Below are 16470 nucleotides of genomic sequence, written 5' to 3'. Positions count from 1 at the left end.
GGATTAGTTATTAATAAAAATTTGCTTGTTGTTAGGTATTCTTAATAAAACTCATGTTCTTTCTTGTAAATTAGATAATTTTTTAGGATCTTTTTTGCTTTATAGTAAAATTAGAGGAGCTTAATTTTAATGTTTAAATCCAATTAAAAAAAGTAAGAGAAAAAAATAGAGTTTATTATGGCAACATTTACTTGGGATCAAAAACTAATTGATAAGTACAATCTTTCTGGTCCACGTTATACTTCTTATCCTACTGCTTTAGAGTTCTCAGATAAGTATACCAATAGCGATTTTGAACAAGCCTTACAAAAATATCCAGAACGTCCTTTATCTCTGTATATTCATATTCCGTTTTGTCATACTTTATGTTATTTTTGTGCGTGTAATAAAGTAATTACGCGTCATAAAGAAAAAGCCGATATCTATTTAGATTATTTAGAAAAGGAAATGGCATATCGTGCTCAAAGTCTTAAAGGACGTAAGGTAAATCAATTCCACCTTGGTGGCGGTACGCCAACCTATTTAGTACCAGCCCAAATGCGTCGCTTAATGCGTATGGCACATAAATATTTTGAGTTTACTGCAGATGTAGAAATGGGCATTGAAATTGATCCTCGTCGCATTGAATTAAACTATATGGACATGTTGGTAGAACTGGGTTTTAATCGTATTTCTATTGGGATTCAAGATTTTGATCAGCAAGTGCAAGAAGCGGTAAACCGTGTCCAAGACCAAAAATTTATTGCCGAGTTAATTGCTCATTCTCGAGAATTAGGAATTAAATCTATTAACTTAGATTTAATCTATGGCTTACCTTTCCAAACGGTAGAAAAATTTGCTCATACTCTTGAAGAGGTTATTGCTCTAAGTCCAGATCGTTTAAGTGTGTTTAACTATGCACATTTACCAGCCCGTGTCCCAGGACAAGCAAAGATCAAAGATGAAAATCTGCCAAGTGCTCGTACGAAGCTAGATATCTTTGCCCATTCGATTAAACGCTTACATCAAGCAGATTTTGCTTTTATTGGTATGGATCACTTTGCTAAACCTGATAATGAATTAGCTCAAGCTCAAAAAGCAGGAGTGCTACATCGTAATTTCCAAGGCTATACTACCCATGGTGAAGCGGATTTAGTGGGCTTAGGTTTAAGTAGTATTTCTATGGTAGGAGATACCTATGCGCAAAATGCCAAAACTACGCAAGAGTACTACACTTTAATTGAAGAGCAACAACAAGCGATAGTTAAAGGTTTTGCTTTAAGTGACGAAGACTGCTTACGTCGTGATGTAATTAAACAAATTATTTGTAACTTCCAAATTGATTATCGTCAATTTGAAAGCCTGTATCAGATCGACTTTAAAGAGCATTTTAAAGAAGAAATTAAATTACTCGATACTTTTATTGCCGATGGTATAGTTATTCCATATGCTGATGGTAATGGCTTTAGTATTCCCGAAAGTGGAAAACTGTTTGTGCGTCATGTGTGCATGGCGTTTGATGAGTATTCAAATCTAAAACGAGCTTCTTTTAGTCGTATACTATAAATCAAAAGTAGTAAGCTTAAAATAATAAAAGTAAGAAACTATAACCGTAAAAAGATCCTTTAGTGATGAGTAACTAAAGGATCTTTTTGCGTTTTTTATGTTTTGGTATAGGATAAAGCACAATAGTACAAAACACAATAGTACAAAACAAGTATTGTAGAATTTTTTATCGAGTTTAAGCTAATAAATAATTGGATAGAATTTATAAGTAAGAAATTTAGGTTTAATTCAGAGTTAAAAAATTATCGAGGCTACTTATTCTTGGCAAGAGAGGTAGGTTGGGGTAGTAAAAAAGAAAAAAGCTCGCCAAAGCGAGCATAGATTGAGTTAAATCTTAGTCTCCTTAAGTAAAGGTTAGAGGAGTTATGCACTTTTACGTGCTGAGATACTTTGAATGTTTTCACCTTTTGCACTTAGTAAGCGTTCTTTTACTTGAGTTTGCCATTGTTCTAAGTCATCTGCACTTTGTGAACCTGCCCCAAAGAAAACTAAAGGTTTGAGATATGTCATGGAAGTATAAAGAGCACTAGCTTCAAGTGGAGACAGAATATCATCAATTTTATGAGTAATTAAACCTGAAGGTGCGTAAACAGTTTGAGGTGATCCTGCAGAAGAGATAACCATAAATTCTTTACCTTCGAGAGCAAAACCATAAGGCCCAAAAGCCCAATTAAACTCCCAAACACTATTCATATAAGCTTTTAACATTGGAGTTAGATTAAACCAATGAATAGGAAACATATAAACAATACGATCAGCTTGTTCATGTGCTTTTTGTTCTGCTTTTACGTCAATAGCATTAAAGTTATTACCATATAATTGTTCAAGATGACGAATTTCTACGTTTTCTAAACTTGTTGCAGTGTGAACAAAGCTTTTAATTACATTTGAGTTGTTATAAAAAGGGTGAGAAACAATAATTAGAGTTTTCATAAAAATCCTTGTTTGTTGTTGATTGACTTGGTTAAGAGAAAGATTTATTGTTAAATTTTTTGAGTTTGGGGATTTAGTAAAATGTTATTTGCTGAGTTTGATTGTAATTTTCCATAGAAATGTAGTATTTGTGCTTATTCTGCTATGGTTTATGGTTACCATTATAGGGAAAATATTTATCAAGAAAAATAGGGGAATAGGAAAATAACTTTTAACTAAAAGTTGAAAATCTTTTACAAAGGTGAGAAACTAGGTTTAGGGTAAAGATAAGCTAAGAGAGCAAAAGAAAAATTTATGAGTAAGTTTGATGAACTTAGACTTATAGAGTCATTTATTAAAGCTGCTGAAACTGGAAGTTTTACGCAAGCAGCTCAAGCTTTGGCTATAACCCCAGCGGCCATTAGCAAGAATATATCAAATTTAGAAAAGTCTTTAGGGGTAAAATTATTTAATCGTACCACGAGAAGCTTAAATTTAACGAGTGAGGGCAGTGAGTTTGTCTTACAAGCTAAACAAGTCTTACATTTATTAGAGCAGGCGACAGAGGCTGTACGCCATCATTCTAATGAACCACAAGGTAAAGTAAGAATTTCTACTCCTAATGAAATCGGACGTTTATTTATTATTCCTTTATTAGGAAAACTAAAGGAGAAATATCCAAAAGTAGTAATAGATTTAGACCTTAATGATCGGAATGTAGACCTTGTAAAAGATGGATTTGATTTAGTTATTCGGGGAGGGATTATTGAAAACTCGTCATTAGTAGCACGTAAAGTAGGAAGTATAAGTTTGCGTTTAGTGGCAAGTACACAATATTTAAAAAGGAATTCTCCACCGCAAACAAGTCAAGCTTTAGAGCAACATAGTTTAATTGTGCGGACCAAACAAAATGGTAAACCTTGGGCATGGCGTTTTTTACAAGACGAGTCTGTGATTTATTCGATTAATTTAGAGCATGCTTCTTTTTCTTTAACTGATGTCGAAGGAATGCTTAATTTAGTTTTACAGGGACAAGGAATAGCTCAACTTCCTTATTACTTAGTTCATGAACATTTAAGGCAAGGAACACTAGTGAGTTTACTTGAAGACGAGCATATTAGTGAAGATTTTGATTTAGTAATTCAATATCCGCATCGACAATTTATTGCAGCAAGAGTAAAGCAAGTTATAGAGTTTTTTGTGGAGGAGTTAAGACAGAATAAAGGATTAAATTTTAATTAGCTCTAAATAAAGTTATTAACATTAAGTAAATTTCCCTTAGGTAATCCCTAAGGGAAAATTTGCTTAAAAGAAAAGAATACAACCCCAAACCACAAGAGCAATGACTATAGCGACAAAGACACAAGCTGAACCTAGATCTTTAGCTTTGCCAGCTAGGGGATGATAGTCTTCACTAATACGATCGACTACTGCTTCAAGAGCACTATTGAGGAGTTCACAGAGGATAACTAAGAGAATGGAAGCTATCAGTAAAGCCTTTTCTACTCCGGTGTCACCAAGGTAAGCTCCGAGGGGAATGAGGACAAGAGCAAGAATAACTTCTTGACGAATGGCAGCTTCGGTTTGCCAAGCACTTTTAAAGCCTTTGCACGAATAACCAAAAGCTTTAAGAAAATGGGTGAAACCTGTGTGTTTTTGCATAGGATATTTCCAAGGTTGATTAATGCTTGCGAATGTTTTCTAGTTGCTCACAAAGTAATTTGATTTGTCCAAGAATTTTTAAGAAGGACTCTTGGTTTTTTATTTTCTAGTTTGTACTCTTTGAGTTTACTTTTTGAAGGATCTTATTTTTAGGTTGAGTTGTTGTGTTCATGAGGGAGATTACTTGTCTCTCATTGATTTAGATCCTAAGCTCGATAAATTAAGCAAGTTAGTTTATCGAGCTTAGGAATTGCTAATTTATTATAGAAGAAATTAGAGCGTTTATTCTAAAAAATAAAGTTTATTTTTAGATTGTAAGCATTTAAAGTATAGATTGTAAGAATCTCAACATATATCGTAAGAACCTTAGACTGCAAGAACTTTAGTTGCTCTCCTTTCTAAAATTGAGTTTCAGTTTTTTCCTGCATATCTCTGTTGAGATTACTTACAAATTGTTGCGGATTATTTATAGGGGTTTGCTTCTGCGATCTTTCCAGTTGTCGAGAATTTTGAAATTAATGGATTTGAGGATTTTAACTTGGGATTCAAAATAAAATTTTTGTTTTCCTTTTACGGCTGTTGGTTCAGGATAAATGCCGGCAGAAATTCGATATTGCAATGCATATTTAGTTATTCCCAAGATAGCTGCGGTTTCACGCAAGCTAACTAAATTATCTTGAACGTAGCCGTTGGCAATATTCCGAACATTATTAAAGAAAGGAGCCATTTGCAGGTTAATTTTTTCTAGGGTTTGATTAAGCTTATCAATTTGTTCAATAATTAAATCTTGTTTCCTTTCAACTTCTTTTAATTTATTTGCCACATCGTAACTTAAAACATCTCTTAGTAATTGAAGTTTGTGATCTTGCATTTGCATATCCTCCGTGGTTTTAGAGTTAAAGGTTAGTGAAGATTTTGCTCCCTAATTTAGGCGAGCTCTGCTTTTGTTTGTTTTTTATTAGGTATTTTTTTAATTTATTTTTGGGCTTTTCCTCCTTATTTTTTGACAAGTGACTAAAAATAAATATCTTGAAAATCAAAGCTTTATAAAAGTTTTTACAAAAAATTAAATTTTTTATAAAACTAAACCAATAATTGGTTGTCTTATATTACAAGAATAACCAAATATAAGTTTTTAAGGGTAGCCCTTTAAAAACTGTACTTGGATAACAGAAAGATAAAAACTATATATTAAGAGCTACTGCGGTAGCTCTTGTCTACTGTTTTTTGTTACAAAAAACTATACACTGCTATTTTAAACTATATATATTTCCTCGCTTGAGGAAAATAGAATAATATACTAAATATACTTAAAAATACTTGATCTTTATAAGATCATCAGTTTTTAGAGAAGATGAAGAAATTACTTTTTGGTTTAGGAGTAGGAATTATTCTTACTGCTTGCACTAACAATGGAACTGTGAATAAGGTTACAGGTCAAAACCACACCGCAACCACTGCGGATTTAGCTGCAACTAAATCTCCAGAGGTAGGAATGGCAAATCCTGCTTCGCTTTACTGTGAAAAACAAGGCGGTAGAGTAGAAATTATTCAGGATGCTAGAGGTGGCTGGGTTGGCATGTGCCATCTGCCGAATGGAACTGTTGTTGAAGAATGGCAATTCTATCGTCAATATTTAAAAACTAAATAATATTCCAAAGATTTGTTTAAAATTAAACTTTTATCGATGTAAAGTTTAGGTTATCAACGCGAGGCTGGTCCCGATTTTTAGCTTTTACTTGATTTATCGATTCTAGGGAGATTTTAAATGTATGTAGCTAACTTTCTTTTTATTCAGATCTTAATCGGATAAAAGAGAGTTAGTTGCTTTTTTAAGGGTAATTACTTTATTGAAGTAGTTGACGCGAGGCTGGTCCCGATCGCTATGGATTTACGGTAATTAGATTCTTATAGTTTAGTTTGCAACGTTAACCTTTAAGCAATTTTATTTAACTCATCTCTTAACTAACTCTCAAATTGAACTTAAGGGTTGTTGTATAAAGCTCCAGATTTATATCTGGGGCTTTTTCCGTAAGGAGATTTTTTCAATTACCTAAGAGTTTATAAAGAGTTAAAAAAAGTTAGCACAAACGGATAAAAGTTAAATTTTTTCTAGTATTTGTTTGCAACTTGTAGTAAGCTAAAGTAATAATTTTTTGTAAATAATTTTTTGTAATTAATCGCAGGTCCTCAATTCAATTGGGGTCTTTGCAATATTAAGCATACACTTCTAATTTAGTTGAGGAATCTTATGTCAGCCTTAAATAAAATAACGAGCATTGAAGACCTAAAAAAAGTTGCCAAAAGAAAAATGCCTCGAATGTTTTTCCAATATGTAGATTCGGGCTCGTGGACACAAACCACCTACGCTCATAACTACAATGACTTTAATGATATTTTGTTCCGTCAAAAAGTCCTTGTGGACATGGATAATCGTTCTTTAGCAACGAAAATGGTAGGGCAAGAAGTAAAAATGCCAATTGCGGTAGCTCCTACAGGATTTGCGGGGATGGTGCATGCTGATGGTGAAATGTTAGCCGCTAAAGCTTGTGAAAACTTTGGGATTCCTTATACTCTTTCGACCATGTCAATTTGTTCGATTGAAGATGTACGCAGTGCTACAAGTGCTCCGTTTTGGTTTCAGTTATATGTAATGCGTGATCGTGAGTTTATTGAAAACTTAATTCGTCGTGCTCAAGAGGCGAACTGTGGAGCTTTAGTGTTAACGGCAGATTTACAAATTGTCGGTCAACGTCATTGTGATATTAAAAATGGTTTATCCGCACCTCCAAAACCAACCTTAAGAAATATTCTCGATTTAATGACCAAACCTCAATGGTGTCTGGGCATGGCAAAAACCAAACGCCGTTCTTTTGGGAATATTATTGGTCATGCTAAAGGCGTTGACAGCATGGACGACTTCTTTGGTTGGACTTCGAGCCAATTTGATCCGACTTTAAGTTGGAAAGATGTAGAGTGGATTAAAAATCTTTGGGGTGGCAAACTGATTATTAAAGGGGTACTCGATCCTGAAGATGCTCGTATGGCTTATGAGCATGGAGCAGATGCTATAGTAGTATCTAACCATGGAGGACGTCAGTTAGACTTTACCGCATCAACCATTGAAATGTTACCTTCAATTGTGGATAAAGTAGGAGACAAACTCGAAGTATTCTTAGATGGCGGTATCTATTCAGGACAAAATGCCTTAAAAGCTTACGCTTTAGGAGCAAAAGGGGTATTTGTGGGACGTCCGTACCTTTGGGGTCTTGGGGCTTATGGACAAGAAGGGGTAGAGAAGGCTTTACAAATTCTTTATAAAGAAATGGATTTATCTATGGCATTTTGTGGTAAAACCAATATTTTAGATGTAGATAAAGAAATTTTATTACCAGGAACCTATCCAGAACCTAAATGGTAAATACTAGTCAAGGTCAGAGCGGAAAAGAACTTGAGATAAATTTGTCTTTTCTTGCTTAAGTTCTATTGATTTTAGCTTGTAAGATTTTAGATCTTAATTTTTATTCTAATTGACTTTTAGCAGGGAGCAGTTTTGCTCCCTGCTGCTGTTTTAGGGGATAACAAAAAGTAGCAATGAGTTGAGCAAAAGAACTGGGTTACATTTATGGGCAAAGGGAGAAGAAATTAGGAAAAATTAATTTTCCCAAAACCCACAGCTATAGCTCAGAAATAAAAAATAATTTAACGATAAAGTCCTAAATTTCCCGAGATTTTGTTGAAAATCCTTTTCGAAATTTGCGAATTTGCGGTACAATATAAGAGCCTAAGAGCTTGTCCTTTGTGGAGGTTTTTAGGGTAAGTGAAGAGTGGTTTTAAGAGAAAGTAAAATCTAGCTATGGTAAAACTACCAGCTCTCGATTTTGCAACAAAGTTATAAGTTTTTCGTCAGAAATTATTTTCTTTCTAAAAAATTATGGCTTTGGCTTAAGAGCAAGCGAAGATTTGATGTTGGTCTGTAGATTAGCAATAATCTTGACTTAGCAAAGAAGCAAACCTTGCTCCTTTTACCCAAAGGTAAGCGACCAGCTCTTCGGAGCATAAATTTTTATCATGAATGGATTACCCATGTCTAATAAAAATAATCATCGCAGCAATGCAGGCATTGCTCGTCGCTATCGTGAGCTACGCAAACGCTTTCCAGATTTGCAAGTCTATGATGCTAAAAAAGACTTTGGCTTTAATTTGGAGCATTTAAGTAGAGGAGCGGCAAATATTAGTTCTCATCTAGAAATGGCAGATTACGATACCTACTTTGTAGGAGGAGTAATGCGTGACATTATCCTTGGTAAGGACTATAACGATATAGATATATGTACAAGTGCAACCCCAAGTCAGATTAAACAATTATTTAAAGGGCGTTGCCAAATTATTGGGCGTCGCTTTCAGATTACCCATGTGGCCGCTGGCGATAAACGTTATGATGTAGCTACCTTTAGGGTAGATCGCTCAGTTAGTCGTGACAAACTGAGTAGTGAACAACGTAAGGCTGCCGATAACGGAATTTTAATGGTGGATAATGCCTTTTCTACTGATGTAGGAGAGGACGCTAAACGTCGTGACTTTACCATTAATGCTTTATTTGGTAAGGTTCTCACTAACGAGATTTTAGATTTTTATAATGGGATCGACCACTTAATTAACCGTCGGGTGGTAATGATCGGTGATCCGGATATACGTCTGCGTGAAGATCCAATGCGTATTATTAGAGCTATACGTTTAAGTGCTAAGCTTAATTTTACCATTGACGAGGATTTACGTAAGAATATGTTTACCCATAAAAACTTACTTAAATTCACTTCTGAATCTCGTCTCTCAGATGAAATTAACAAAACCCTTGCTTCAGGGGCTGCTTTTAAGGTAATTGAACTTTTTAGTGAGTATGATCTTAATGACATTACCATGCCTCAATTTCATGATGTAGTTACTGAAGAAATTGGGGGGAAAGTGGCTTTTACGGCAATAAAAGGCTTTAAACCTGAATTTGCTAAACTTATTGCCGAGCAACATACGAATCTCAAGCGTTTACTCGAGGAAGTAAACATAGATCCTAATCTAATTAAAGCCTATAGTCCAACCTTGGCATTAACTTTAGCGGGGGCTTTAATTACCGATCAGCGCGTAGCTTATGATCAGCCGGTAAACCCAGCGTTTTTATTAGCAACCATGCGTACGGTGGGCTTTATTGAAGTCTTCTTACGCTATTACAATGGGTTAGCTAAAGCTCAAATGCGTAAGCCAGGATTTGCTAAAGAGATCGAGGGAGTATTACTTTCACTAGCTGAAAACTCTTTTAGTGAAACCTGTAATAAGTTTAATGGGCGTGACAAAGAGAATACTAAAACTATTCTTTGTAACCTCGCCGTGCAGTTTATTACTCCAGGTAAAGAGCAAGCGGCTAAACGCATGAACGAACCTATGTTCCGTGCGGCTTTTAGTATTTTCCGTCTCTTTATGCAAATTTTTGAGGTTGAGCCTGAAATCATGGCAAACTTCAGAACTTGGGATAAATTAAATCAACAATACCTTGAGGAAGCTAAACGCCGTCGTCCGGTACGTCGTAATCCGCAAGGAGAAATTATTAGTAGCAAGCGTCGTCGTGAAGTTCCTGATTTTCCGTATATGGATATTTCGGATCAAGAACTACATCTGCGTCTAGCTCCAAGTATTGTCAATATTCAGCAGGCTATAGCTTTACACCAAAACTATGGGCATAAACGTAGTGCGGGCTTAGAACTGCTAGATCTTTTTATTAAAAAGCGTCGTGAATATTATCATTACGACCAAGATGATCTCGCTCGTGAACTAGGGCAAGAACAACTTGACGAGGGGGTAAAATCCCAAGCGGAAAAGTTCTTAGCCTCTAAAAAACGCTTGCATCAGCTTTCAACCTCACCTTTTGCTTTTGAAGGTGAAGACTATTTAGGTGCAAGTGAAGAGGAAGAAGATCCTGAATTAGAAAAAGCTCGTCGTCATCAAGTAGCAAAGAAAATTTTGCATCAAACTAGTGATGAAGACATGTCGAGTGATGTCAATGCCATTCCCTTTGCCTCTGATTTAGATTTGTATTATGATCGTGCGGCCTTCCAAACGGTTTATAATGCCGATTTTGATCAGGCTCATGACGAAGACTTAAAGCAAACTGAAGAACAAACTCTAGGACGTATTAGTCACTATAATCGTGAAAAACTCGATCAAATTTTCCATGAATTTGACAATGACTTTTATCTTCGTGAGTTAGGAGCTGTAGGTAAGGGGTGGGATACGAGTAAGCGTGATGCCGCTCTCGCTCGCATGTATGCTAAGGCTCCTCAACTTTCACAGGCGTTAATTAATCTCTATGCGAGTGATAAGGCAGCTCGAGCAAGTGCACGAGAGAAAGCATTAGAAGTGGGGCTAGATCCTAATCTACCTTATGAAGAGCTAGTTAAGCATTTCTCAGCGATTGAAGAAATGCAAATTAATCAGCGTCTCAAACAAAGTGCTTTAGAGCGTAAACAACAAGTATGTCAACGTCTTGAGCAAGAAAAAGCTCAAGTACTCGAAGCCTTAGCTCAACAAGCAACCCCTGAACTTGAACAAAAACTAAGTCAGCTCGAAAGTGAATTAGCCAACTATCAACCTGTAGAAGAAAAGCCTCTAAAAAATGGTGAGGTTTATTCTTTAGACGCTCATGGCAATATTTTATTGCATCAAGAAATTCCTGAAGAGCAAATTGTGCATATGGAATATCGCAATAAACAATTTGCTCATGAATTACAACGTCGTTACGATATCACCAAAAACCAAAATATTGTCGCCGAGCTTCACGCCAAAGGCATGTATGATCTCGATGATGCTTATGATACCTATGACGATGGCTCTTCTCTCGAAGACTTCTTTGAGAAAAATCATTTTAGTGCTGAAGATATAGAGCATGTAACTAATGGTGGTCGTACTTACGAGCAGATGTATGAACATCTTGAAGCTTTAGAGCACGAGTATCGCGAAAAGCGTGAGCAAGGATATAGTGACTCTTTGTCGCAAGCTTTAACTCAAGCTTACCAAGACCAAGCAAGTGAGAAAGAAACTCCGGCTGAAGATGACTTTGCCGCTCTTGATAATATTTTTGCTCCTAAAGCCTTTGCTTATGGTGAAATTAAGTTTGCAGGTCAACCGCTGACAACTCAAGCTCAGCGTCCTACGCAAGAGCAAACAGCTCCTGTTGCCCTAGGGGTAAATCCAGAGCAAGCAACGCAATTAAGTGCTTCAGTGCAACAGGCTCTGCGTCAAGCTATGGAGCAAAGTGCTGAACAATTACTAGATTTACAAGCCCAACCCCAAGTAAAAGTGGAAGTAAAACTGAGTCCAGAAGCTCAACAAGAGCTTGAAGCTTTAGGAGGCAGTTTAGACAGCTCTAAAGCTCAAGAGCAAGAACAAACGCTAGCAACAAGCGAGAATCAGTTCCAATTAGGGTTCACCTCTGAGTTAGAAATGCCAACTTGGAGTGGGCAAGAGGAAGTAACGCAACCTGCTCGAGGTCTTGATCTTGTTATGCCTGTAGCAGTAGAACCTGTAAGCAAGGTAAGTGAATCTAAGAGTTATCACTATGAGCAAGATAATGTAAGAGCTACTAATTTAACCGGTGCTTCTACGTGGACACAAATGCGTGCGTCTACACAAGAGCAACAAAAGCAAGAGCAACAAACTGCAAATGCCAGTCTAGAGGCAAGTTTGCCTCCAGAAGCGGGAACAAAAGTAAATCATTTCTTAGCTCAAGCAGTTCCTGGTAGTGTTACCGATCTGAGCCAAGCTCAAAGCTTAGAAGAATTATTAACCTATTATCAGGCTTTTGCTCCAGGCTTATTACCAGCAAAACCAGTACTAGAGTTAATTAGCAATTTACTGCAGTTACCAGGAGTAACCATTAATGAGTATAAACTCTTAAAACAAGCGGTAAAGCTTCCTGCTCAACCTCCACATATTGAGGTAGATCAAGGACAAAAAGAAGCTTTTGGGATTCAAGTTATTGCTTTATTAGAAAAACTCTTGGCAAATCCACAAGAAGCTCCAACATGGTTAGCGCAAGTAAAACAAAATTCAGACTTAACCAGCTTTTTAGAGCGCATTCCAAGTAGTCATGAGTTTAGTGCGAGAATCCATAGTACTTTTGAGCATTATGAAACTGCGTATCAGGCATTAGTAAATGCTTTTGAGCGTCTTGATCCTCTAGTAGAAAAACTCCATGTTGAAGAAACCGGAGCCTATTTAGCACAAGCTCGTGAGTATGCTCAAAGTAATCCTGAGATCGCTAGTGCCGTAGACTCAGCAAAATCTAGTTATGATTTTATGCTTAACTTTAAGCGTCAACACTTAAACCGTTTAGTGTATAGTCAAGAACAACTAGACGAACTAGCTTCGAGTTACCAAAACTTTAAGGCTTGTGTCGAAATAGGGCAAACTCTACAATGTATTCTGCAGTACCAAAATCGCTTTTTACAAGAGTTTTGGGTTGTGGTCGAAGACAACTATCCATTTGGTGGGCCTTCGCACTCGATTAACATTATTATGCAGTGTGTAAATAAACTTAAAGCTATTAATAGCCGTAACATTGGCATTGTGAGTAAGTTTATTGAGTATGCTCTTACGGTGTTAGCAAATCAAGTTGCTTATGCTACTTACTATACCGCAAGTATTGAGCGTCGTTATTATCTCCAAAAAACCTACGCTCAACATGAAATCAATCTTGCGAAAAAACTTTATGCCTTAACCCAACAGTTTGCTCCACAAGCAGATTTAGGTTTACCGGAAGATATTTTAGGTGAGGCTGAAGTAATTAGTAATGAAGCGACTACGGCTTCGCAAATGCTTAAAGAACTCAAAGTAAAAGAGATACGTCGCTTACATCGTGAGCTAATCGATTGTGATAATGCCACTAAACGTGTAGCAAAAAATCTCTTTGCGAGTGATAGTAAAGGTCTGCCTCGAATTGCGATTACCAATATCAATGGTATTCTCAAAGAGTATCAAGATAGAGTTGAAAGCATTCATGAGCATCAGGGCTTATTTGCCCAAGTGGCAACTCTCTTTGCTCCAAAACCGGGACAAGGTGATCTCTTTGGCGTAGGTTCTAAGCAAATAGAAACCTTTGCTTTAGATTTAGCTTTACGTTGTGAACTCTTTGATCATTGTCATATCTCTAAATCTCAACGTCGTCGTTTATTACGTCTTGGAGTAGCTGCAAATCAGTTTGCTCATGAAGGAACTCCAGTAAATACTCTAGGGATGACTTTTGAGTATTTACAAGCTTATCCGCAATTAAGAGAGTTCTTTAGTCAAGGTTTAGGGGTAAAAGCAGAGCAAGTAGAGCAACTTATTGCCTTTAATGCTCAGCTCTTAGCTTTACAACTGCACCAAGAAGAGCAAATCTTAAATGATCATTTAACCGAAGATCTCCAAGGCTTATCGGCTCGAGCTAAAGCCTATGCTTTAGAGTATCCGCAAATTGCACAAGCTAATCGTGCGCATTTAGAGCAGTTATCTCTCGAAGCAGTAGCTTTAGATCAAGCGATGCAAGCACAAATAGATCTTGAGCAGTTTATGCAGTTTACCGCTTACCGTGGGCAAGAGTTAGGTTTAGTTTATAACCTCAATCAAGCGGAGATAGCTCAGACACAAGTAAGTGTAAATGGGCAAGATGCCCAAGCTCATGATGGCTTTAAGCTCAACTTAGCGATGGATCTTTTAGAGCTTCCAGAGCAAGATAAGCATACTCAAGGTAAGCATACTCTAAGTATGAGTAAGGAGCAGGTAAGAGCTGAGGAGTCAACCTCAAGCGCAATGGCTTCGCAAGCTACAATAGCTACAGAAGTAAACCGTAAAGAGGCATTGGCTCAAGAGCGGACAACAAAAGAGACGCAAGCTACTAATACAAGAGTATCAACTTTTGAGAGTGATGATGCTGATGATATTCCAGCATTACCTAGCTTATCTTATCGTTCAGATCAGGCAAATCGTGCTTTAACGCAAACTCGTAAAGCTTCAAGTGCGGCTGCTTTAAGTATAGCTACGGCTCTAGGCTTAGATCCTGAAGTAGAGCAAGAGCAATTACACGAGCAGTTAGTCAAAGAAGCTAATCCTGCACAAGCTAAGGTAAATAGCTCTACTCAAGCAAGTAGTTTTGTTACCCGCTTGAAAGATGGTGAGTCTATCGCTTATCAAGAGTTTATATCTCTTGAACCTGAAATCTTTGCTTCGGCAGTAAATCAACTTGCTAATTATGGTAAGCAATTTACTCGTGCTGCTTCCCAAAATGTAAATACTCTCATGAAAGAGAAAAATGCTTTGGGGCAAGAAGCAATCGTCAATAAACAGCGTATAAGTGCAATTGAACCATTGCTCTTAAATAAAAATTATTTAGCTAAAGAGCAAGGAGAGGTTACACCTGAACTTAAAGCTGAAATTAAGATGCTTGAAGCACAACTCGCAAGTGCAAAAACTACTGACGACTATTATCAAGCTCAGATTGAACTTTTAGGAGTGAAGTTAGCTCGCCTTAAACTAGATCAAGCTAAGGCAAATAAAGTAAATGAATTGGTAAAAGCTCTAAAACATAAAAATGAAGAGAATTACCAAAAGTTTATGAAGCAATTTGTCAAAGCTCAAGGGCAACAAGACGAAATTGATAAAGGACTAGGGTTATTGCGTGATAAGGTGACCAATTTCAATAACCAACAAAAGAATTTGGAACACCAAGCGAGTCAAGCAAGTAAAGCTTACGATAAAAGTAAGGCTCAAACCTCAGGTGCTACTCCTGAAACTAAACTCGAAATCACTAAAGAAGCTAGCAAGGGCAAATTGCAAGATAGTGATATTAAGTTTATTAAGGAGTTTAGAGAAGGCTATAAAAACCGTAATAAGCAATTAAAACTTTTAGAAAGTAAAAGGGATCAATTGCAAGTGAAGGTTAATAAAGCGCTACAAAGTTACCAAATAACTTTAGCCGCAGCTGGCAGTGCTAAATCTAAAAATGCAAAACAGCTCAAACAACAGCATCAAAGATTGCAAGAAAATTTAGAGAGCCTCGAAGCTAATGTTAAAGGTACAAGAAGTAACCTTGAGCGTATGGTGGCAAGATTTAAGAATCTTCTTTCTTCTTTAAATAAACTAGAGCAACTAAATAGTTTATCTGGTGAAAAAGTACAAGAAATTGTTAATATCTGCAATCTCCTTAATCTGACGCCAAGTAAAGTTATTAAGGAAAAAGCCTTAGCCTATACTAAACAGCAACAAGCGAAAAAAGAAGCTCAAGCGAGCAAAAATCCGCAGAAGAAAAAAGCTAAAGCCAAAGGGGAAAAAGAAGTAACTGCAACCCAAGTTACAACAACTCCGGAGGTCGAGGGTGAACCTAAGAAAAAAGGTTTACTCAAACGAGCTTTAAGTTTCTTCGGGATAGGAAAAAAATAATTAAAAAAACATTCCCCTTTGACTTAGGTTGAAGGGGATTTTTTATGGAAGAAATTTGTTTGTAGAAGTTCTAGGAGACACTGGGTGCTAACTAGGTAAACTTTAGTTTAGGTAAACTCTAAACTAGATAGGTTAAAGGTGGGAATTGGGAGAGAGATGAGTTTAGGTAAGGAATGGAAAAATCTGATATAACTTTTGGGGTTCATGCCAATACTAAATTTAAAAAAAGGACAAGTTACTTAGATCCTTGTCCTTTTTAGAGAGTTTAATTTAGCAATAGATTCTAAGGAAAAAAGAGTCATGAGACTTTTCTTAGAAGTTTTGAGAGGAAATCTTGATAAACAGTTTTAGTATTTTATCTTGACTCTTTTTTCCTACTGACAAGAGGCATAATATTTGAACTCAAATACAAACTACATTGGGAGATAAGGAGATATAAGTTCGAAATATTATTTTACGCTGATAAATAAGTATTTCGGCGTTGTCCTTATTTATCTTGCAAACATATAATAGCCTATTTTTGAATAGGGAAGAAATGATAATTGGTATTTTGCGACTTTTGCCATACTTTTTTTGCTAAAAAGTATTCTCAGTGATCATTTTTTTGATCAAAAAGCGTTAATTTTAGGCTTATTGATAAGTTTTGTGAAGAGAAAAAGATAAGAAAAAAGATTAAATTTTGACCTTAGAATTGAAGATTTTTAGTTATAGGTATTATAACCTAAGCTTATTTCGAGATTTTAATCGCAAGGAAAATGGATTTATTTTCTTAAATAAGAAAATAAGAGTAAAAGAAAAATGATTATTATGATCATTTTTTACTTAAAAGTAAAAAGATGCTGAGAACTACGGGGTTAAATTTTGTGTAAAAAATTTAAAACTTTATCA

General features: G+C 36.2%; 8 protein-coding genes. 5 read left to right on the top strand and 3 right to left on the bottom strand.

Going from position 1 to position 16470, the window contains the following annotated elements; translation table 11 throughout:
• Window positions 1–177 precede the first annotated feature (177 nt).
• Complete coding sequence (gene hemN, locus CKF59_RS03005; RefSeq protein WP_119534506.1) at window positions 178–1545, top strand: oxygen-independent coproporphyrinogen III oxidase; 1368 nt, start codon at window positions 178–180, stop codon at window positions 1543–1545.
• Window positions 1546–1908: 363 nt separating this feature from the next.
• On the opposite strand, the gene CKF59_RS03000 is transcribed toward hemN, so the two are convergent.
• Window positions 1909–2478, bottom strand: coding sequence for an NAD(P)H-dependent oxidoreductase (locus CKF59_RS03000; protein ID WP_119534505.1), 570 nt, complete (start codon window positions 2476–2478; stop codon window positions 1909–1911).
• Window positions 2479–2772: 294 nt separating this feature from the next.
• Here CKF59_RS03000 and CKF59_RS02995 point away from each other — a divergent pair, with 294 nt between their 5' ends.
• Complete coding sequence (locus CKF59_RS02995) at window positions 2773–3699, top strand: LysR family transcriptional regulator (RefSeq protein ID WP_119534504.1); 927 nt, start codon at window positions 2773–2775, stop codon at window positions 3697–3699.
• Window positions 3700–3762: 63 nt separating this feature from the next.
• Here the strand turns inward: CKF59_RS02995 and CKF59_RS02990 are convergent, their stop codons facing one another.
• Window positions 3763–4119 (bottom strand): diacylglycerol kinase, encoded by a 357-nt coding sequence (locus CKF59_RS02990; protein WP_119534503.1) that lies wholly within the window; start codon window positions 4117–4119, stop codon window positions 3763–3765.
• Window positions 4120–4585: 466 nt separating this feature from the next.
• Complete coding sequence (locus tag CKF59_RS02985) at window positions 4586–4990, bottom strand: hypothetical protein (RefSeq protein WP_119534502.1); 405 nt, start codon at window positions 4988–4990, stop codon at window positions 4586–4588.
• A gap of 483 nt (window positions 4991–5473) precedes the next feature.
• On the opposite strand from CKF59_RS02985, the gene CKF59_RS02980 reads away from it, so the two are divergent.
• The 3 genes from CKF59_RS02980 to CKF59_RS02970 all read left to right on the top strand — a co-directional run bounded on the left by CKF59_RS02980 (window position 5474) and on the right by CKF59_RS02970 (window position 15582).
• The gene (locus CKF59_RS02980; RefSeq protein WP_119534501.1) at window positions 5474–5770 is read left to right on the top strand and encodes a putative hemolysin; all 297 of its coding nucleotides are present in this window, start codon (window positions 5474–5476) and stop codon (window positions 5768–5770) included.
• Between the two features lie 600 nt (window positions 5771–6370).
• Complete coding sequence (locus CKF59_RS02975) at window positions 6371–7540, top strand: alpha-hydroxy acid oxidase (RefSeq protein ID WP_119534500.1); 1170 nt, start codon at window positions 6371–6373, stop codon at window positions 7538–7540.
• Between the two features lie 665 nt (window positions 7541–8205).
• Window positions 8206–15582: a tRNA nucleotidyltransferase/poly(A) polymerase-related protein gene (locus CKF59_RS02970; protein ID WP_222985536.1), complete on the top strand. Its 7377-nt coding sequence runs from the start codon at window positions 8206–8208 to the stop codon at window positions 15580–15582.
• Window positions 15583–16470: the final 888 nt, after the last annotated feature.

It is taken from the genome of Psittacicella gerlachiana (genome assembly GCF_003585965.1).
GTDB classification, from domain to species: domain Bacteria; phylum Pseudomonadota; class Gammaproteobacteria; order Enterobacterales; family Psittacicellaceae; genus Psittacicella; species Psittacicella gerlachiana.
The sequence above is the reverse complement of the archived record's forward strand: the minus strand, read 5'-3'. Positions and strand labels throughout refer to the sequence as shown.

Excerpts from the sequence above, each read along its gene's own strand:
- hemN (WP_119534506.1), top strand. The coding sequence starts at position 178 with ATGGCAACATTTACTTGGGATCAAAAACTAATTGATAAGTACAATCTT.
- CKF59_RS03000 (WP_119534505.1), bottom strand. The coding sequence starts at position 2,478 with ATGAAAACTCTAATTATTGTTTCTCACCCTTTTTATAACAACTCAAAT.
- CKF59_RS02995 (WP_119534504.1), top strand. The coding sequence starts at position 2,773 with ATGAGTAAGTTTGATGAACTTAGACTTATAGAGTCATTTATTAAAGCT.
- CKF59_RS02990 (WP_119534503.1), bottom strand. The coding sequence starts at position 4,119 with ATGCAAAAACACACAGGTTTCACCCATTTTCTTAAAGCTTTTGGTTAT.
- CKF59_RS02985 (WP_119534502.1), bottom strand. The coding sequence starts at position 4,990 with ATGCAAGATCACAAACTTCAATTACTAAGAGATGTTTTAAGTTACGAT.
- CKF59_RS02980 (WP_119534501.1), top strand. The coding sequence starts at position 5,474 with ATGAAGAAATTACTTTTTGGTTTAGGAGTAGGAATTATTCTTACTGCT.
- CKF59_RS02975 (WP_119534500.1), top strand. The coding sequence starts at position 6,371 with ATGTCAGCCTTAAATAAAATAACGAGCATTGAAGACCTAAAAAAAGTT.
- CKF59_RS02970 (WP_222985536.1), top strand. The coding sequence starts at position 8,206 with ATGTCTAATAAAAATAATCATCGCAGCAATGCAGGCATTGCTCGTCGC.